Consider the following 19,914-nt stretch of genomic DNA (forward strand, 5'->3'; position numbering starts at 1 on the left):
AGGATTTTCTGCTTTCTTTGAGTTCCGAACTTAAAACCCAAATCACCTCACTTTTTCAATGCAATTGATTTTAGATTTTCTACTGATTGGCGGCATCATCATCTGTTTTTTGATCCTGATGCTGATCTTCAAAAAAGAGAAAAAAACAAGGTCTAATATTATTCTTGGCTTGTTTTTCATTTTGATTTTGTTGGTTTTCATCCATTCTTATTCCCAAATCCACCAAATCAAATGGCTATTTACTCTTACCTACCTACCATTTGAAGCTTTGGCCTGGATTGCGGCACCATTACTATGTCTTTACATAGAATCCCTTTTCACCAAACAAAAACAGTTTTGGAGAAAAAAGTGGTTTCACTTTACCCCTGCCCTCCTGTTTACTTGCTTTTTCTCATTACCGATTTTGATATTTTGGCTGAGTGGCGCACCAAAACCTTCCTATATCCAAAACCTGATTGGGTTGGGTGAAACGCCTTTAGTTTTTCTGGAAAGTATTTATCTGATTGGATATTTAAGCTATTCGATCCGACTTTATAATCGATTTAAAAATCTACTAAACCAAAGCTATTCAAATTATGACATCCAATGGATTGGGAGGTTACTTTGGGGAGCAATATTGATTACCAGCATTGATCTTTTGACTGAAATCTATTTGCTACTTTTTGGTGAAGAACTGACTTTTTTGGCGGGATCAGATGCCTATATCACTTTGGCAGGAATCCTTTTTTTGGTCTTTCATCTGGGCTATTACGGTGTAAACCAATCCAAAATCTTAATCCCAAAACACCTTTACTCACCTTCTATTCCTCACTCAGAAATAATTACTGAAAAACCTTCCTCTCCAGTCACCAGTCCAAGCTATTCTCCAGAAGATCTGAAAGGTCTTGAGTCAGATTATTTACAATTGATGCAAGAGGAAAAGCCTTATCTCGACGAGGATTTGACTTTGGGAAAAATGGCCAAACTGATGGAGGTCTCAGACAAGAAGCTTTCTGCCTTTTTGAACCAATATCTCAAAATCAGTTTTTATGATCTGATCAATCAGGAAAGGATAAAGGCCGTTTGCGAAAAAATAAAAGATCCAGCCTTCTCTCATTTGACACTTTTAGGGATTGCCTTTGATTGCGGATTCAAATCAAAAACCTCTTTCAACCGGATATTCAAAAAAGAGACAGGACTTTCGCCTTCGGAATACAGGAAAAAGTACGGAGAGAAGTGAAAAAAATGGACCCATTTAGGCCCAATGCATCCATTGGGACGTCTGAAGTCTGTTTGTTGGCTTGATTTGTCCAAAACAAACCAACAAACACATGTACAACAAATCATTCTTCCCTCTCCTTCTTTTCATCCTCTTTTTAACTACTGGATGCCTTTCGCAAGAAGTGAAGCCTACCAAAACGGAATCTGAACTTGAAGCCAAACTCCAAAAGATTTTTGATGAATCTGAGCTTCCCGGATTGAGTGTATCAGCCTTTGATGACACTGGAATTCTCTTCCAAAAAAGTTTTGGCGTAAGCGATCTAAGTAATCAAGCTCCCTACTTGAACACTACTGTCCAGACCATTGGATCCACTTCCAAAACCTTTATTGCCGTTGCTTTGATGATCGCACAAGAACAGGGGAAATTAGACTTACAAGACCCCATCAATCAATACCTACCATTTGAAATTCATCATCCCAAATTCCCGAACACTCCGATCTCCATCGAAGATTTGGCAAGGCATAGCTCAGGTATCGAAGATGAGCTGATCTACCCCAGAGCTTATGTTATTTTAGACCCCAACTATGATCCTAGCCTCCTTCCTTCAGAAGTTCAGGAGTATTATGAGATTTTTAAGCAAAACGAGGATATGGATTTGGGTTCATTCCTGAAGAACTCTCTGGCTTCGGAAGGAAAGTGGTTTTCTGAAGATAATTTCGGTTCCAAAGAACCCGGAAAAAGTTACAGTTATTCCAATGTAGGCTCGGCATTGGCTGCCTATGTTTTGGAAAATGCAACTGGCATGGCATTTCATGAATTCACTCAGAAATACATCTTCGCCCCCCTTCAAATGACACAATCCAGTTGGGATTTGGGAGATAATCTACCCGAGCAATTTGCGACTAGATACCTGACCAATTTCAATCCAATTCCACGCTACAAACTTATCACATATCCAGACGGAGGAGTGATTACCAGTTCTGGAGATTTTGGATTATTCATGGCGGAAATGATGAAAGGAGCTAAAGGACAAGGAACTCTACTTTCCAAAGCATCTTATGAAGAAATGTTTTCTAGAAAGGTATTTGGAAAAGAATCGTCAGGCATCTTTTGGGAGGTTTCCGAATCAGGAGTTTTCAGTCATACCGGGAGTGATTTGGGAGTTTTGAGCCTATCTGCTGCAAATCCCGATCGAAATGCAGGAGCATTTTTAATGACAAACATTATGGCCGAAGACGATGAAGGAATGGTTGAAAGTATCCGAGAAATATGGAACACACTCAAAGCTCATCAATGGGAATGAAATAGGAAATATTATTTGCATTTCAATAGTCGATATTCAACTTGTCAAAGGAAAGAATTTCAATATCCTATCATTTACCACAAATGATAGGATGTTTTAATGAATGGATCACTCAGAAAGGTGAAAATAAAAACAACTGTCAATGAAACTGTTTGAAAAAATTGTTAGCCAATTAAAGAAAAATGTTCATGTAATCCTCACTAAAATAATTCCCCAAATCCTGATCAATTTCCAATGAATACTTCTTTGGTTCTGTCACAAATAAACGTTCGACTTTATTCAAGGTTTATTCAGGGTTTATTCAGGCTTTAAGCAGGTTTTTTACAAAAAAAAGATAAAAAAACCTTGTATAAAACCTGTAAAATGACTCAATAAACATTGTGGAAAATAAACCACTAATAAGCTTTAGATTTGTAATACAAATGCGGATATAAATAACAAGAAATAAGTAAATCTGATTTTGAATTAAAGGAGTCTGAATTTCGGACTCCTATTCTTTCCATTTGTCAGAAAAGGCTCCAGGTCCATGACAGTCCACCGGATTGAAAAACCTATATTGGAAATTCAAGATTACAATCAATTCAGGATCTGTCCAATTCCATGAAAAGAACCTATTTCTTATCTCTGTTTTTCGTTTTCCTTTTTACCAGTCAGTCCATTTTTGCTCAAACTGAGGATCCAAATGCCAAACCCTGGACCCGTTGGTGGTGGCTGGGAAGTATAGTCACAGAGGAGGGAATCACACATAATTTAGAAGACCTCAGTAAAGCCGGGTTCGGCGGAGTGGAAATCGTTCCTATTTATGGCGTCATGGGCGAAGAGGAAAAAGAAATACCTTACCTCTCTGAGCTCTGGCTTCAAATGCTGGACCACACCATTCAGGAAGCCCATAGATTGAATTTGGATGTAGACATTTCCATTGGTTCCGGATGGCCAATAGGTGGCCCGCAGGTAAGCCCTGATATCGCTGCCAAAAAGTTTGAAATCGAATCGTTTCAATCCACTACCAAGCCTGATCTTGAACAAATCAAAAAATCAGACAGTGCCATCGTCTGGGCGAAAGCGGTCATGAGTGAAAACAATACCAAAGAAGTTCCGCAGGATGGAAACTTGAATTCTCCACAACCAACTTGGGATATTTTTCTAATCAAATCTTCTTTGACTGGCCAAAAAGTAAAACGAGCAGCACCGGGCGGAGCAGGCTTGGTCATGGATCATTTCAATGAAGCCGCGCTTCAGCAGTTTCTGGTAAAGTTCGACTCGATATTTTCAGATAGAAACCAAAAGCCCAGATCCTTTTTCAATGACAGTTACGAAGTCTATGGAGCGAATTGGACGGATGAGTTTTTGGAAGAATTCGAAAAGCGCAGAGGCTATGATTTCCGAAATTATTTTGAATTGCTTTTGGGAGCAGAATCCGACCTCAAGAAGCGAGTTTACATGGATTATCAGCAAACCATAGCAGATTTGCTTTTGGAGGAATTTGTCACGCCACTACAAAAATGGACCAATCAAATGGGCATTTCTTTGAGCAATCAAGCCCATGGCTCTCCGGGAAATCTTTTGGATTTATATGCTGCGGCAGATCTTCCCCAAACGGAAGCATTTGGAACCAGTCGATTTGATATTCCTTTGGTCAGAAATGATCCCGATTTTGATGAAAGTCGCTTCGGAAAACCAGAACCTCTCACTTACAAATTCGCTTCATCTGCCGCCAATTTGACAGGCAAGAAAAGGTCTGGTTCGGAAAGTTTCACCTGGCTTGCAGACCATTTCAAAATCGCACTTTCCATGATCAAGCCGCAAGTGGATGAGCTTTTGGTCAATGGCATCAATCACATTTATTATCATGGGCTCCCCTATTCACCTTATGAAGAAGGTTTTCCGGGTTGGCAGTTTTATGCCGCTGTTAATTTTGGACCTCAGGCTGGGTTTTGGAATCAGACCCCTCTTCTGAACCGCTACATCTACAACTCACAACTGATTTTACAAAATTCTCTTCCTGATCAGGATGTATTGCTTTATTTCCCTATTGATGATATCTGGGCAAATTCAGGAAATTCTACCGGCATCGTTCAACTGGATGTACACCATGCCGAAAGGTGGCTTTTGAATACTTCTGTGGGGCATTTGGCAGAAGAACTGATGAATTCGGGCTATCAGTTTGATTATATCTCAGATCGATTGTTAGAAAATTTGACTATTACCGAAGATGGTTCAATTCTATCGGGGAAAGCCAAATACAAAGCGATAGTGATTCCAGAAGTTGAGTTTATTCCACTTTCGACACTTCAACAACTTGAGCAGCTATCTCAAAAAGGGGCAAAAATCATATTCAAAAATCAATTGCCTAGCTCTACAGCTGGACTTTTTGATTATGAAGAAAAGAATAAAAAACTCGAAGTAATCAATCAAAAATTGAAAGCTTCAACAAATGTGATAATCAGCACCTCTATTTCTAAGGAACTTAGAAACTGGAGGATCCAATCAGAAGAGTTTTCCGAAAAAGGCTTAAGCTTTTTGAGAAAAAAAGATGAATCTGAAAATCACTTTTATTTCGTCACCAATTTGAAAAATGAGTTTCATAGCGATTCTATCTCACTTTCTATTTTTGGTAAATCTATCGAGTTGTATGACCCAAATACCGGCAAAAAGGGTTTTGTAGATTTTTCAAAAACTAAGGCTGGTACCCCTAAAATATTCCTACAGCTACAACCAGGGCAGTCGATTTTTATCAAATCTTATGCTTCTGAGAGGAATGAAGATGAAAAGTGGAATTACATTATTCCTGAAGGAAATCCTGAATCGATTCAAGGACCGTGGAAATTAAGTTTCCTTCCTCGATATAGTCCCTTACCTGAGTCGACCACTCTTTCCGCGCTAAAATCCTGGACAGAATTATCGGATGAAAAAGCAAAGTATTTCGGAGGAACAGGAGTTTACACTACAAGCTTTGATTTACCTGAAAGCTGGAATGAAAAGGAAAGCTTTCTCCTCAAATTGGGAGATGTCCGAGAATCCGCAGATGTCTATATCAATGGAAAACTGGTTGGCAATGCCTGGTCAGTTCCTTTTGACTTGGTGATTCCAGAAGGATTGCTTCGTAAATCCGGTAATGAACTCCGAATTGAAGTGACCAATTTGGCGATCAACCAAATCATCGCGATTGATCAAAAAGGAGAGAAAAACTGGAAGAAATTCAAGGACGCAAATATTGTCAACATCAATTATAAGCCATTTGACGCATCGGAATATCCTACGGCATTATCTGGCTTATTGGGCCCTGTGCAACTTTTTAGGTTGAAAAATTAACCCCCACACAAACACACATTTCTCGACTTTACAATTTTTTAATCTAATGGTAATTTTTTGGGACCACCCTCTTTGAAAGGATTGGCGTAACCTTGCGCCCGAATTCAAAAAAACCAGACACCTTAAAATCTCAAATTAAAAATCAGTATATTATTTCAGTTTTTTCATAAAACTAGATATATACAACCTATTTATTCGCTAGAGTCGAAATTTTGTATTAGGGTATTTTTAGAAGCAATATTTTCACAAAAGAGACAATCTCTCTGCCAATCGCTTTTCAAAAAGACCATAAACCCAATTTAAACTCTCAAAACCATCGCACTATGATGAAACTTTTATCCAAAAAACATTGGTCTGCCCTCCTTTTAATAGGACTGGGCTGCCAATTCACATTTTCGGCACCGAGCTTTGCCGAAGGTAATTTCGCAAGGATTTCAGCCTATGAAAAACAGGCAGAAATCAGAGGAACTGTAACCGATGAAAGCGGCGAGGAACTCATAGGAGCCTCTGTCAGTATCAAAGGAACAGTAACCGGAACCATTACAGATATTGACGGAAGCTTCTCTATCAATGCGAACCCGGGAGATGTTTTGGTATTTTCTTACATCGGATACATTTCTAAAGAGGTGACTCTAGGAAATGAAACCACATTGAATGTAGAATTGACAGCTGACATTACCCAATTGGAAGATGTAGTCGTAGTTGCTTACGGTGTTCAGAAAAAATCTGACGTAACTGGTGCAATTAGCTCTACTAAATCTGAAGACTTCAACAAAGGTGTTGTGGTCAACCCAGGTCAATTGCTTCAAGGTAAGGTTGCTGGTGTCAATGTCACCAATACGAGTGGCGAGCCAGGTGCTGCGCAGGATGTAATTATCCGTGGTATCGGTAGTTTGAGATCAGGAACCACCCCACTTTATGTAGTAGATGGTTTTGTTTTGGACAATACCACTACCGGTTTGGCAAGTAACCCTCTGAACTTTATCAATCCGCAGGATATCGAAAGTATCGATGTATTGAAAGATGCTTCGGCAGCAGCCATTTATGGTGCTCGTGCTGCAAACGGGGTAATTGTTATTACTACCAAAAGAGGAAAAGAAGGTAAAACTGAAATGAATCTTTCCGTTTCTACTGCTTGGTCCAACATGGCCAACAAAATCGATGTTTTCTCAGCTGATGAATTCAGAAGACAAGTTCCTGCTATTGGCGGAACCTTGTATGATGCTGGTGGAAATACTGATTGGCAGGATGCATTGACTCAAACTGGCCGTTCCAATAACATCAACTTCTCAATGAGTGGAGCTGCAAGTGAGAGATTCTCTTACTATGTATCTGCAGGTGTAGAAGATTTGGAAGGTATTCTATTGAATTCTGAACTGAAGCGTTATTCAGGCAGAGTAAACATGACTCAGAAAGCTTTGAATGGTCGATTCAATGTTGACTATAATTTGACGGCTTCCAGAACGGAAAACTTCAGACCTGACAATGGCGGAATAATCGTGAACATGTTGCAATTGAACCCAACTATTCCAGCCTTTACAAATGGATCGCCAACTCAATTGGTGGACATGTTGAATCCGGTGGTGAACAATGAGATCTATTCAGATGTAGCTATCAACAACAGAATGTTGGCAAACATTTCTCCTTCATATGAAATCATCAAGGGACTGACTTACAAATTGAATTTGGGTGTTGATTTCTCTACTACAAATAGAGATGTTCAGAGAAAACCATACAACCTTTTGGAAGGATATGAATTGGGCTATTTGAACTCTGCTATCACAAGAAACTCCAACCAATTGGTTGAAAATATCCTGACATACAAATTTGAATCAGGTAAAATTGAAACCACTGTTTTAGCAGGTCATTCTTATCAAAAGACTTTTGTTCAGCAACAAGCATTCAACCTTACAGGCTTTGCAAACAATGATGTAGATCCGATTTATCAGGATCAAACCAGTACTCAAGAACAACCTACTACAGTAAACTCTTATGCGATTGAAAATGAATTGCAGTCATTCTTTGGAAGAGTAAACTACGGATATGATGGAAAGTACCTTGCCACTGCTACTTTGAGAGCGGATGGTTCTTCCAAATTTGGAGAGAACAATAAATACGGAGTGTTCCCATCCTTTGCATTGGGTTGGAACATCAGCAGAGAAGGATTTATGCAAGAGTCATTTTTTGACAACTTGAAATTGAGAGCGAGCTGGGGACAAACTGGTAATCAAGAAATCCCTTCTAAAATTACTCAGTTGAGTTTTTCTGAAAGCAAAGGAGGAAACGATACTTATCCTTTGACTCCAGGAGCGACTACTTTGGACGGCTATCCTTATGGTACAATCTTCACCAGGCTGGCAAATCCTGACATCCAATGGGAAGTTTCCACCCAGACCAACATTGGTCTAGACTTCAGCTTCTTTGATTTCAGACTATCAGGTACTGTTGATTACTTCAACAAAATCTCTGAAAACATCCTATTGGAAGTAGTTCCAGCCGATCCGATTCAGCCAACAGCTACCTACTGGACCAATGTGCCAGACATGCAGATCCAAAACCAAGGCTTCGAATTTGGTTTGGAATACAATAATGATCCTCAGCGTCCTTTCCAATTCAACTTGGGCGGTAATGCTACTATCATTGACAACAAAGTTGTTAACTCTCCATTTGCAGTTTTGACAACAGGTGCGGCGTCAGGTGCAGGCCAAACAGGTGCAACTATCAATGGTTATATCAACGGTGAGCCTATTGGTGCTTTCTATATGAAAGATTTCATCGGAATCGGTGAAAATGGTTTGAACGCTTTCCGTGATGTAAACGGTGACGGTCAAGTATTGGAAAATGACAGAACAGTCGTGGGGTCAGCTCTTCCAAAAATGTTGTACGCATTCCACACAAACCTTAAATACAAGGGCTTTGATTTAGGTATCAATTTCAATGGCGCTTCTGGAAATAAGATTTTCAACCACACCACCATGTCTTTGTTCCAAAAAGGAATGTTGGCATCTTCTTTCAACACTACGGATTTTGCTACCCAATATCCTGAAGAAGACATCACAAATGCCAATGAGGTTTCCACTCGTTATTTGGAAGATGGAAGCTTCTTGAGATTGAACAACGCAACTTTGGCATATAGCCTAAGACCAGAAGCAATTGGATTGGGTGATGTTGTGAGAAATATCAGAATCTCATTGACAGGCCAAAACTTATTTGTGATCACAAACTATTCTGGTTTCGATCCTGAGGTAAATACAGGTAGCTCTACTGGTGGAGTTCAAACTTTCGGTATTGATCGATTCACATACCCTAAAGCTAGAACTATTCTATTGGGCTTAAACGTAGCTTTCTAAGCTCCTGATTTTTAGATCTTAAAAAACGAAAAAGATGAAAAAGAATATATTCAATAAAACAATATTAGGGACTTTGCTCTTGTTTGGAGCAGCCTGTACAGACCTAGAAGAGCCGATCTTAGATGAATCCTTGGCTGGTGAAGGTCAAGCAGAGCCTATTAGTGGAGCAATTGCTCCAGCATACGGACAGATCTCATCCGTTTGGTACCATACTAATTACTACGGATTACAATTAATCTCATCAGATGAAGCGATCCTCCCTTACCGAGGTGGAACAGATTGGTTTGATGGGGGTAAATTTATTGCTACTCATCAGCATTTGATGACTCCTGGAAACGACCTAGTTGGTAGTTCTTGGAATGAGTTGACAAAAAATATCTCCAGAGCGATCTCTGCGATTGAAGTATTGAGACCTTTGGCAGATGCAGGTGATCAGCAAGCAGCTTCTGCATTGTATGAAATGATTGCCTTAAGAGCCTACTTAAACATGTTGGCTTTGGATAGTTGGGGAATTGCTTTTGACAAAGAAGTTTCCAGTGACATTTCTGTAATCTTGAGAGGTGATGATGCTATCAATTACATCAAAGATGAATTTCTTTCAGTAGTTGATTTGATCAATACAGATTTGGGACCTGGTAGATTAACCCAATCAGCAGTTTATGGCTTTTTGGCAAGACTCCACTTGAATGCAGCAGTTTATCGTGATCCTTACGGAACTCCTAATTTCACCTCTGAGGATATGAATAAGGTGGTAGAATACACCAACAATATCATCAGTTCAGGAAAATTCAATTTCTCTGCAGAATACTTCGACCTTTTCAATGATGATAACAACAGCAATTCTGAAATCATCTTCGCATTGGATCAAAGAGGTGTATTGAGAGACGAGCATAGCCGTTGGGCTTATTGGTCTATCGCTGGATCCATGTTCCCTAGACCTGAGTCGCCAAGTGCAGACGGTACAGATGGTCCTGCATTCACCTCTGACTTTATTCAAACTTGGATGGATGCTTATGAGGTGGATCCTGCAGAGGCTGATGCAAGGTTTTTCAAAATGAATGAAATGATCCCTGAGGACATTCAAGATTTGACTGGACTTTCACCATTGAATGACGAAGACAATTACTATTGCATCACAGATGAAGATTTTGAAATGAACCGTGGTGTATTAAGAGGAGTGCAGTGGGGACCTAGAAAAGGGGATGATGGAGCATTCTTGAGATGTGATGATGGAAAAGTGAGAATCTACCCAGTAATCCAAAGAAAAGGAAATGGACCTGATAAAGACGTCGGATATGTAAATCATACCATGATGGTAGACTTTACTAATGAAGGAAGATTGCATAATACTGGATTCAGATGTGCGAAATACCAGTTTAGTCATACATCTCCAAACGGGAACCATTACAGCAGCGTGGACCTAGTTTTGATGAGATTGGCTGAGATCTATTTGATGAGAGCTGAAGCAAAATTAAGATTAGGAGATTCTGCAGGAGCATTGACTGACTTGAATACAGTGAGAACCTCCAGAACTGCTCGTCCTGAAGTGACGCCAGCAGCTTTGAATTCTATCGATTTGGAAATTCTTTTCAGAGAGCGTGGATTCGAATTGTATTGGGAAGGCTTCAGAAGAGCAGATCAAATCCGATTTGGAAAATATGAGGATTCCTGGACCGAAAAAACTGATACAGACGTCTATAAAAGATTGTTCCCAATACCACAAAGCGCCATTGATGGTGCATCCAATGTGGAAGGATTCCTAGTTCAGAATCAAGGGTATTAATCGATAACCTATTCAATTAAAAATGGCAGCAAAAGTATATTTTGCTGCCATTTTTTTATAATCAGTAGTCTATCGGTATAGTACCAGTCCCAAGAGCATTAGAGTTAACAGGAACAACCCCATAAGGATCATATACATCCACTTTACTTTTTCCCAAGGAAAAAAACTCATATTTCTAACCAGTTTTAAATCATCCATTCCCTCTCAAAATCTCCATCGGAGGCTGATTGATGATTCTTCTACCATTCAACCAACCTAGGACAATTGTCAATCCCGTGATAGCCAAATAAAGTATCAAACCTGCTCCCCAAGCGGGACGGAATTCCATTTCAAAGACAAAAGCACTAAGTAACCACGTCGCCAAGAATGACAATAAGATTCCAGAAAGCGATGCCAAACTTCCCAGGAAGAAATATTCCAAGGTATTGATCTTGCTGACTGTTCCAGAGTCCGCTCCCAATGTTCTTAACAATATGCTTTCTCGCATTCTTTGGTATTTACTGATGATCAAAGAACTGATCAGAACCAAAATACCCGTAGCAATACTGAAGAAAGCCATAAACTGGATCACAAAGCTGATTTTCCCCAGAATATCTTCTAGCGTTTCCACGATGGTACCTAAATTGATCACCGAGATATTTGGGAAAGCTCGCACCACTTCCGCCTGTACATCTGCTGCTTCCCGGTCATTTTTTGTTTTGGTGATCAGCACATGGAATTTCGGTGCCTGATCTAGGACTCCTCCGGGGAACAAAACCAGAAAATTGGTAGAAACCTGATTGAATTTTACATCTCTCAAGCTACCGATGTAGGTTTTGATAGGTCGGCCTTGAACATTGAATTCCACTTCATCACCGATCTTTAAGCCATTTCCTTCTGCAAAGCCTTTTTCAAAGCTTACAAAAATAGAATCCCCTTTTGCACCAACTGGAATTAATTCCCCATCAGTCAAGGTCTCTGAAGAAATCAATGTATCCCGGTAGGTCACTCTAAACTCGCGATTATACAACCATCTCGAGTAATCTTCCTCCTCTGGCAATTCTTCATTTTCCTTTTTATCAATCCCATTGATTTCATTCAATTGCATGGTTACAATAGGAACTTCCTGCATGATCCGGAGATTTCTATCCAACAGCTTTCCTTTCACATCATCCAACTGGGCAGTCTGAATATCAAACATCAACATATTGGGTTGATCCTCTTTATCCGCAAACTTTGCCTCCGCTAGAAGTTGATTTTGAAGGAAAAACAAAGTGGAAATCATGGCAGTCCCCAAACCAATTGTCGCTATCAAAGAAATAGTCTGGTTGTTCGGTCTATACAAATTTGCCAAAGCCTGTCTGACGGTATAACGAAGTGAAATAGGCAAAAACTTCCTCACGGCCCACATGATCAACTGCCCTATTCCCCAAAGGATTCCAAAGGCAAAAACCACAAAAGCTGCAAATCCCAAGGCCATCATCATGGAGCCTAAAAGGTAAAAGCTGAATCCCCAAACGAATAGTAGAATCCCAACAATCACCATCCATCTCAATGGATCTTTGAGCAAAGTAGAATCTGCAGTTTCAGGTCTCAAAGTAGCCATTGGAGAGACATTCCTAACCTTTAATAATGGCAGAAGAGCAAATAAAACTGAAACAAAAAGCCCAGTCAACACTCCAAAACCAACGGACATCCAGGAAATCCCAAAAGTCACTTCTACAGGTAGGAAATCCGCAAAAACAGCAGGTAGAATAAACTGAAGCAAGGTTCCCAGAACAGCACCCAATATGGCCCCGACCAATCCCATGATTTTGATTTCGGTCAGGTAGATAAACAGTACATCTCTTGAAGAAACTCCCAAACATCTCAAGACCGCAACCGATGCCAATTTCTCTTTCACAAATACATTAACTGCGGAAGCCACTCCCACACAGCCCAACAAAAGAGCGATGAATGCTACCAGACTCAAGAAATTGGATAGGTTACCAAAAGAGCGGCCTGTTGATCGTTTTCTATCCTCCACTGTATCGGCATCCACTCGATCGATCTCCCATTGTTCTTGATATGGCTCAATCAATTTCTCTACATCGGTACCATCTGCGAATTGGAAATAGCGATTATACTCCACTCGGCTACCGTATTGAACCAAGCCGGTTTCTTCCAAATATGCCATTGGAATATAAACTGCTGGAGCCACAGTTGCCGTAATCCCGGTCTGTCCAGGTACTTTTTGAAGTTCTCCGACAATTTCAAACTCAACCTCCCCTACTTTGATCTGATCTCCTACTTGTGCATTGAATTGAGCCATCAGAGTCTTTTCGACCAAGGCTTTCTTCCCTGCAGTTCGGAAATTAGATTCTCCATCCAAAGGAATTGTCTCTAGAACACCATAAAAAGGAAAGGCCCCTTCTAAAGCCCTTACCTGAGTCAATCTGCTCGCACCTGTTTTTGGGAAAGCTACCATGCTGGCAAAATTGACTTCAGCAGCAGTTTGGATAGCCAAAGAATCGATTGGCTGATCACCAATCGGATTTCGATTTTCCAGCACCAAATCCGCTCCCAAAAGCTCCTTTGCCTGATTATCTATGTCTTTAGTCAAATTTTCACCAAAGGAACTTATCGCCACCAAAGCCGCGATTCCAACCACAATGGAGGAAACAAAAAGTAAAAGGCGTGAGATGTTTTTCCGAAAATCCCGGAAAGCCATCTTTATAATCCAGTTAAAATCAGGCATGTGCTTCCTCCTGTATTTTTCCTCCTTTGATATGAATGATTCGCTGAGTTTTAGCCGCCAACTCCAAGTCGTGAGTCACCAAAACCAAAGTTGTTCCTTCTTCTTTATTTAGGTCAAAAATTAATTTCTCAATCATTTCACCTGTTTCAGTGTCCAAGTTTCCAGTTGGCTCATCTGCAAAAAGGATTTTCGGTTCATTGGCAAAAGCTCTGGCAATAGAAACACGTTGTTGTTCTCCACCAGAAAGCTGAGTTGGATAATGCGTCGCACGGTCACCCAGCCCCACTTTCTCCAATAATTCCTGCGCTTTCTTACGGGCATCTTTCCTTTTTTTCAATTCCAGAGGAACCATGACATTTTCCAAAGCAGTCAAAGTCGGGAGAAGCTGGAAATTCTGAAAAATAAAGCCAACATGCTGATTTCTGACTCTGGCCCTCTGATCTTCATTGAGGTTTTGTAAGTTTTCACCGTTCAAAGTCACTGAGCCTGTACTAGCAGAATCCAATCCGGCACATAGCCCCAAAAGTGTGGTTTTCCCACTTCCTGATGGCCCAACAATTGAAATGGTTTCTCCTGAAGAAATATCAAAATTCACGGAATCAAGTACCGTTAATTTGCGACTTCCACTTTGATAGGTTTTACTAAGGTCTTGTATAGAAAGTATATTCATCTTTTATTTTTAGGCAAATAATATCCCATTCAAACGAATAGGATCGGACAGGGTTAGAAATAGAATCCAATTGGTTAAAATCGAATCAATTGAACCGAAAATAGGACGAAATCTTCATTTCCCCTTGCCCACTGATAAAAATTCAATCTACAGGATGATTTTGAGATTCTGCTCCTTTCCTTTGATTTCTGAAAGAATTCGAACTTTTTTACTTGAAATCCATTAAATAGGAATAGAAATTTGAACTATGAATATTTCCAGAACCATACTTTCCTTTTGCCTCATTTCTTTAGGCCTTGCTTCTTTTTCCTGCTCTGAATCCAAAAAAGCAGAAACAGTACAAACTGCTTCAGCGGATCAACCAGGGGCTCAAGAACCTGAGATGAAAACCATACTTTTCTTTGGGAATAGTCTAACAGCAGGCTATGGAATTGATCAGGATGATTCCTTTTCAGGCTTGGTTCAGGACAAAATCGACAGTCTAGGATTGAATTATAGAGTAATCAATGGAGGATTGAGCGGAGAAACTACCGCAGGAGGTCTGAGCCGATTGGATTGGTTTTTGGAAGATCAGCCAGAAATCTTCATACTGGAATTGGGCGGAAATGATGGGCTTCGTGGTATCCAATTGAGTGAAACCAAAAGTAATCTGGAGAAAATCATAGATAAGGTGAAAGGCAAATTCCCTGGAACCAAAATCATCTTGGCAGGAATGCAAATCCCACCTAATATGGGACAGGAATATACTGATGAGTTCAAGGAAATTTATCCCGTAGTGGCACAAGAAAAAGACGTGACTTTGATTCCTTTTTTATTGGAAGGAGTAGCTGGAGATCCTGAATTAAACTTGCCCGATGGCATCCATCCTACAGAAGAAGGACATAAAATTGTCTACAAAACTGTTTGGCCTTTTATTGAATCCAATCTTTGAGTTTTCTTTTGGTTTGTAGATATCATTGATATCCCTTTTAGAGAAACAGTCCCAAAAGCAGGAGATAAATATTCGGATGGATCAAAAGGTTCTCTTTTGACCCACCTGATTAATGCTTTAGGCAGTTGAACTCCTGATAGGTGAGAAAATGGGTATCCCCCGCTAAACCTTGGATTAAATTCTAGAATAAAGCAGCCTTTTTCATTGACAAAGACATCTGCATCCAATACCAAAGGGTGCTTGGTCAAGGTTGCTATTTTTAAACCTAACTCACTTAATTCAGGCTTATCAATAGTTTCTGCACCTTCAGTCTCTCCTCCTTTTCGAAAGATTTTTCTATTGACCACAGTTATTTGATGATTCCCATCAAGATCATTGATAATATCCAGCATATATTCTTCCCCAGACAATTTTTCCATGATCAAAATCGCCCCTTCAAAATCCTGACTACTCTCAAATTTTAAAATTGAGCTTTCGACTTCCTTTCTGAGTTTTTTATAATAAAAAGTAAGCTCTTCATCATTTTCGGCAACATAAACTCCCACAGAGCCCATCCCCCATCTTGGTTTTAATACCACAGGAAAATCAATTAAGCCTGCTGATTTTGCCGAATGAAATTGGTCCAGAGACAAAAACACAGGAACTGTCTGAAATCCATTTTCTTTCAGAAACTGATAAGTTTTGAACTTATCGTTGGAAAGAAGAGCCAAATCTAAGCTAGGCACTAAAACATGGATACCCAATTCCAAAAACTCCTCCTTTTCCTTTGCCAAAACAGGTAGTTCCAAATCAAGAAGAGGAACAATCAATTGAATACCATTTTCCAAACAAAACTGCTTAAGAAAAGGAATATAATCCTGGGAAATAATCGGAGGGGCTATTTCCATAGCATCAGCCACATATAAGGCAGGAGAATTAGAATGACTATTGACAGCATAGACTTTTCCTCCATAAGGCGAAACAGCTTCCTTAAAATAGTCTATCAGATAATTTCGTCTTCCTACACTTGTTAAAAGAACATTCATCCTATTTAAAATCAGGTTCAAGCTCTATTCCTTTCCATCTTTCATTTTCACGAATAACCTTACATGGGTTCCCATAAGCGATTACTCCATCAGGAATGTCCCTAGTAACTACGCTTCCTGCCCCAATGAGGCATCTCTTACCAATAGTCACATTATTTGAAACACTTACCCCAGTTCCTATTTCTGTTCCTTCACCGATATTCACAAATCCGGACAAAACAGCTCCGGGATTAATATTGACAAAATCCCCTAAAACAGCATGATGACCTACGGATGCAGACCTTTTGATCGTAATTCCAAAGCCCAATTGGCACATGGAAGAAACTAAAGCCATCGGCTCTATCAAGATTCCACCAGCCTGTTCTGAACTTGGGCCAAAGTAGGTTTGAGGATGGATCACATCCACATATCGACTTTGAGAAACTCCATGTTTATTCTTGAAAAAATGATAAAGCAGATATTTCACATTGGAATGATGAACGCCAAACTGGACAGGCAAAGCAATATTTTCATTAAAATCGTATTCATTCTCGAAAAAATGTGTTGCGGAATATCTATCCGATATAATACAATTAGGTCGATCCACATTCTTTACAATATCGTATTGATTAATCCCCAATAGTTCGGAAGCCAAATCCATTGCCACAGCTACACCACCGTCACTATGACCCACTAATATCATTTTATTTTCATTCATAGGTTTATATAGTTGAAAGAAATGTACTTGCTCATCTTACTATAAAATTGGAGTAATACCTCTTCATGGAATAAGCTATTGATCTAATAAATAAAAACGGATCATGATGGATATACCTAAATAAAAACCAATTATTCCTATACAAAGCCTTATGATTTTTCTTTTTGGATTTGCTTAAATAAAGTCCATTCGGATTATATCGATAAAAGCTAGTTGTATCTGGAAGATAAATAACGGAGCCTTTTTTCTTATAGAATGAGAACAAAATCTGATCAAGGGGAATTGGTTTTTTGACAATTGGATTCTCTAGTAATTCACTCATACTATTTCTAATCATCCAACTGGATATATGTCCCATATAAAATATTTTCTTTAGATCTCTTTTCACAAAAATCTTAAAGGAATCTGGGACCCCAGGAGGCTTTTTCCCAGGCTGTCGATCAATTTCCGTGTTTGTTAGACAAATGGAGCAATCCTTGTTTTTCTCCATTATATCTACCTGCTTTTGGAGTTTATATGGATCTATCCAATAATCATCTCCGTCACAAATACATATATATTTTCCTTTTGCATCCCTGTATAAACCCAAATGGTTGAACCGGCCAGCCCTCCTTCCATACATGATTGCTTTTTCCTCTTCTTTTCTTAAAAAAAGTCGAATCTTTTCTGGGTATTTATCAGCAAAGGTCTTGGCTATTTCACGCGTACCATCAGTACTTGCATCTTCACCGATAAGGATCTCAAATGGAAAGGCTGTTTTCTGAGCGAGAATGCTCTCTAGACATTCGCCAATATAATCCTCATGTTGAAATGCGGGAACACAAACGCTGACCAAAGGATCTTCTGAAAAATCTGATTTTTGTCCTTCTTGGGCCTTCATTTTTAGATTTAATTTGACTGAAAAAATTCAGCTTTCGAAGTTATCCTACTAGAGTTATAAAAACCCATTTGCCCCATTTCTTTTGGTTTCAAGAATTCTTTCCCATTAATCTCAATCAAATCATGGACTCTTTTCACCAATTCTATATTAGAACAAAGCCTTGTTTTCTTGGAATCCCAGTAAATATTGTCTTCCAAACCTACCCTTACTCCATAGCCAAGAGAAATCGCTATAGAATTTACTGGCAATTGATATTCGCCTAGACCAGCAAGAGTGATCCAATTGTCCTTAGATATTTCCTGGATAGCCTGACCGATATGAGATGGACTAGCCTGATAGCCGGCTATGTTTCCAAAAAGCAAATTCCAATAAACTGGACCTTGGATTATTTTCTTTTTGATCAAATAGTTTCCATAATTAATCATCCCAAGATCAAATGCTTCCAACTCCGGCGTCACACCATAGGATTTCATTTTTTCTGCTAGCGAAATTATCATTTCAGGCGCATTGACTGAGGCCTGTCTTAGAAAGTTGAGGGAGGAAAGTGTTAAAGAACACATATCCGGCTTCAATTCAATTACTGCAGATCTTTTCTCAAATTCCGGAAAATTTCTTCCAGAGGTACTCCCGCAAATAATCAATTCAGGACAATACTTACGTACACCTTCAAATATCTGCTGGTAAACAGATTGTTTATAAGTAGGAACCCCATCTTCATTTCTCGCATGGAGATGAGCTATAGTAATCCCTATCTCATAGGCTTCATGGGTTTGCTCTATCACTTCTTGAGGACTGATTGGAACAAAAGGTGTTTGGCTCTTTTGAGGAATCATTCCAGTTGGACAAAAATTCACCAAAATCTTACTTTTCATGATATTTCGGGAGTGTTAAAAAACTTTTGATTTTTGTTATATAAATATCAAATTTAATGATGAAATTCAAAAATCAATATACAAACGTAATTTTAACTAGATAAAACAAACTTTTCAGCCTTAAGAAATGTCACTTAAAAAATTGGTTAGAAAATTTATTAAATCTTGGAATCAGCACCAACATTATAAAAATTGGCACCTCAAGGATCATTACTCAAATATTGAAGGGAAACTAAAAAAGCAGCTTATTGATAAGGGGTTTTATCCTAGCGATTCCATTATATATGATTTCGAAAAGCATGGCTTTGACGCATTTCTAAATCAGAGAGATTACAAAATTCTTAATCATTTAAATGGAGTAACATCCCAATTGATAGATAATAAGGCGTTTTTACCAATAATTCTACAGTCCATTCCCGAATTCCTACCAGAGTTTTTTGCATTCGTTTCTAATGGAAACCCCAAATTTACACGAGGTGACAATTCTTCATCAAACAATCTTGACAAAATATTAAATAACGCCCTTTCAAAACATAAGAAAATAATCATTAAACCAACGTCGGATTTTGGAGGGAACAACATTTTGGTTGTTGATAAAGAAAATATCGATCAAGGAATCCAAAAAATTAAAAAAGGGAATTATGTCATTAATAATTACCTGGAAAATGAGGATTTCATCAAAGCTATTCATCCCGGATCACTGAATACCTTCCGAGTGGTTTTTTTCAAAAATAAACTGGGGAAAAATGAGATTCTAATGATTGCTCATCGGTTTGGAAGCTCCTTATCCAAATCTGTTGACAACATTTCCCAAGGAGGGCTTGCATGTAGTATTGATTTAGAAACTGGTCGGTTCTCCAAGGCTTGTTCCTATGTCAACCCTTCCTTCATTGGCTGGTATGATAAGCACATGGAGTCAGGAGCAAAAATTGAAGGAGTTTCTGCCCCAAACTGGAAAAAAACTAAAGAAGACATTCAAAAAATAGTGGACACTTTGGACTTTATTGAATTTGCCGGGCTAGATCTGGCATTTACTACACAGGGACTTAAAGTCATCGAAATCAATTCAAAACCCCAAGCACAACTAATGCAGGTAAGTGGTCCAGCTCTGATTAATCAAGACTTTAAAGATTTCATTTATTCTAAGGGATATAATCCAAAAAGAAAAGCTTGA

General features: G+C 39.1%; 13 protein-coding genes. 7 read left to right on the forward strand and 6 right to left on the reverse strand.

The annotated features are described in order from the left end of the window. Nucleotides 1–58 precede the first annotated feature (58 nt). The 5 genes from BUF13_RS13750 (at nt 59) to BUF13_RS13770 (ending at nt 10,949) form a co-directional block, all read left to right on the forward strand. Nucleotides 59–1,219 carry a helix-turn-helix domain-containing protein gene (locus BUF13_RS13750; RefSeq protein ID WP_073572363.1) on the forward strand — a complete coding sequence of 387 codons (1,161 nt, stop codon included), beginning with the start codon at nt 59–61 and terminating at the stop codon, nt 1,217–1,219. A gap of 91 nt (nt 1,220–1,310) precedes the next feature. Then, a complete protein-coding gene (locus tag BUF13_RS13755; RefSeq protein WP_073572364.1) occupies nt 1,311–2,504 on the forward strand; it encodes a serine hydrolase domain-containing protein in 1,194 nt (397 codons plus the stop codon). A 600-nt stretch (nt 2,505–3,104) separates the two neighbouring features. Then, nucleotides 3,105–5,816: a glycosyl hydrolase gene (locus tag BUF13_RS13760; RefSeq protein WP_073572365.1), complete on the forward strand. Its 2,712-nt coding sequence runs from the start codon at nt 3,105–3,107 to the stop codon at nt 5,814–5,816. Between the two features lie 323 nt (nt 5,817–6,139). Continuing rightward, nucleotides 6,140–9,166 (forward strand): SusC/RagA family TonB-linked outer membrane protein, encoded by a 3,027-nt coding sequence (locus tag BUF13_RS13765; RefSeq protein WP_083586458.1) that lies wholly within the window; start codon nt 6,140–6,142, stop codon nt 9,164–9,166. A 34-nt stretch (nt 9,167–9,200) separates the two neighbouring features. Next, the gene (locus BUF13_RS13770; RefSeq protein WP_073572366.1) at nt 9,201–10,949 is read left to right on the forward strand and encodes a RagB/SusD family nutrient uptake outer membrane protein; all 1,749 of its coding nucleotides are present in this window, start codon (nt 9,201–9,203) and stop codon (nt 10,947–10,949) included. Nucleotides 10,950–11,139: 190 nt separating this feature from the next. Here BUF13_RS13770 and BUF13_RS13775 read toward each other — a convergent pair whose 3' ends face one another. Together BUF13_RS13775 and BUF13_RS13780 are read right to left on the reverse strand one after the other, a co-directional pair. Then, nucleotides 11,140–13,665, reverse strand: coding sequence for an ABC transporter permease (locus BUF13_RS13775; protein WP_073572367.1), 2,526 nt, complete (start codon nt 13,663–13,665; stop codon nt 11,140–11,142). Beyond that, nucleotides 13,658–14,335 (reverse strand): ABC transporter ATP-binding protein, encoded by a 678-nt coding sequence (locus tag BUF13_RS13780; RefSeq protein ID WP_073572368.1) that lies wholly within the window; start codon nt 14,333–14,335, stop codon nt 13,658–13,660. The genes BUF13_RS13775 and BUF13_RS13780 overlap by 8 nt, the downstream gene beginning before the upstream one ends. A 247-nt stretch (nt 14,336–14,582) precedes the next feature. Here BUF13_RS13780 and BUF13_RS13785 point away from each other — a divergent pair, with 247 nt between their 5' ends. Beyond that, entirely contained in the window at nt 14,583–15,266 is a 684-nt protein-coding gene (locus tag BUF13_RS13785; RefSeq protein WP_073572369.1) for an arylesterase, read from the forward strand. On the opposite strand, the gene BUF13_RS13790 is transcribed toward BUF13_RS13785, so the two are convergent. From BUF13_RS13790 to BUF13_RS13805, 4 genes are read right to left on the reverse strand one after another with little or no spacing between them, the layout of a single operon-like run. Further along, the gene (locus tag BUF13_RS13790) at nt 15,227–16,291 is read right to left on the reverse strand and encodes an ATP-grasp domain-containing protein (RefSeq protein WP_073572370.1); all 1,065 of its coding nucleotides are present in this window, start codon (nt 16,289–16,291) and stop codon (nt 15,227–15,229) included. The genes BUF13_RS13785 and BUF13_RS13790 overlap by 40 nt on opposite strands. A 1-nt stretch (nt 16,292) precedes the next feature. Continuing rightward, nucleotides 16,293–16,988, reverse strand: a complete 696-nt coding sequence (locus BUF13_RS13795; RefSeq protein ID WP_073572371.1) for an LbetaH domain-containing protein — start codon at nt 16,986–16,988, stop codon at nt 16,293–16,295. A gap of 31 nt (nt 16,989–17,019) precedes the next feature. Continuing rightward, entirely contained in the window at nt 17,020–17,868 is an 849-nt protein-coding gene (locus BUF13_RS13800; protein WP_073572372.1) for a glycosyltransferase family 2 protein, read from the reverse strand. Nucleotides 17,869–17,876: 8 nt separating this feature from the next. Further along, complete coding sequence (locus tag BUF13_RS13805) at nt 17,877–18,740, reverse strand: beta-keto acid cleavage family enzyme (protein WP_073572373.1); 864 nt, start codon at nt 18,738–18,740, stop codon at nt 17,877–17,879. A gap of 127 nt (nt 18,741–18,867) precedes the next feature. On the opposite strand from BUF13_RS13805, the gene BUF13_RS13810 reads away from it, so the two are divergent. Beyond that, nucleotides 18,868–19,914 carry a sugar-transfer associated ATP-grasp domain-containing protein gene (locus BUF13_RS13810; RefSeq protein ID WP_073572374.1) on the forward strand — a complete coding sequence of 349 codons (1,047 nt, stop codon included), beginning with the start codon at nt 18,868–18,870 and terminating at the stop codon, nt 19,912–19,914.

The sequence above is a fragment of the Algoriphagus zhangzhouensis genome (assembly GCF_900148515.1).
Classification (GTDB): Bacteria; Bacteroidota; Bacteroidia; order Cytophagales; family Cyclobacteriaceae; genus Algoriphagus; species Algoriphagus zhangzhouensis.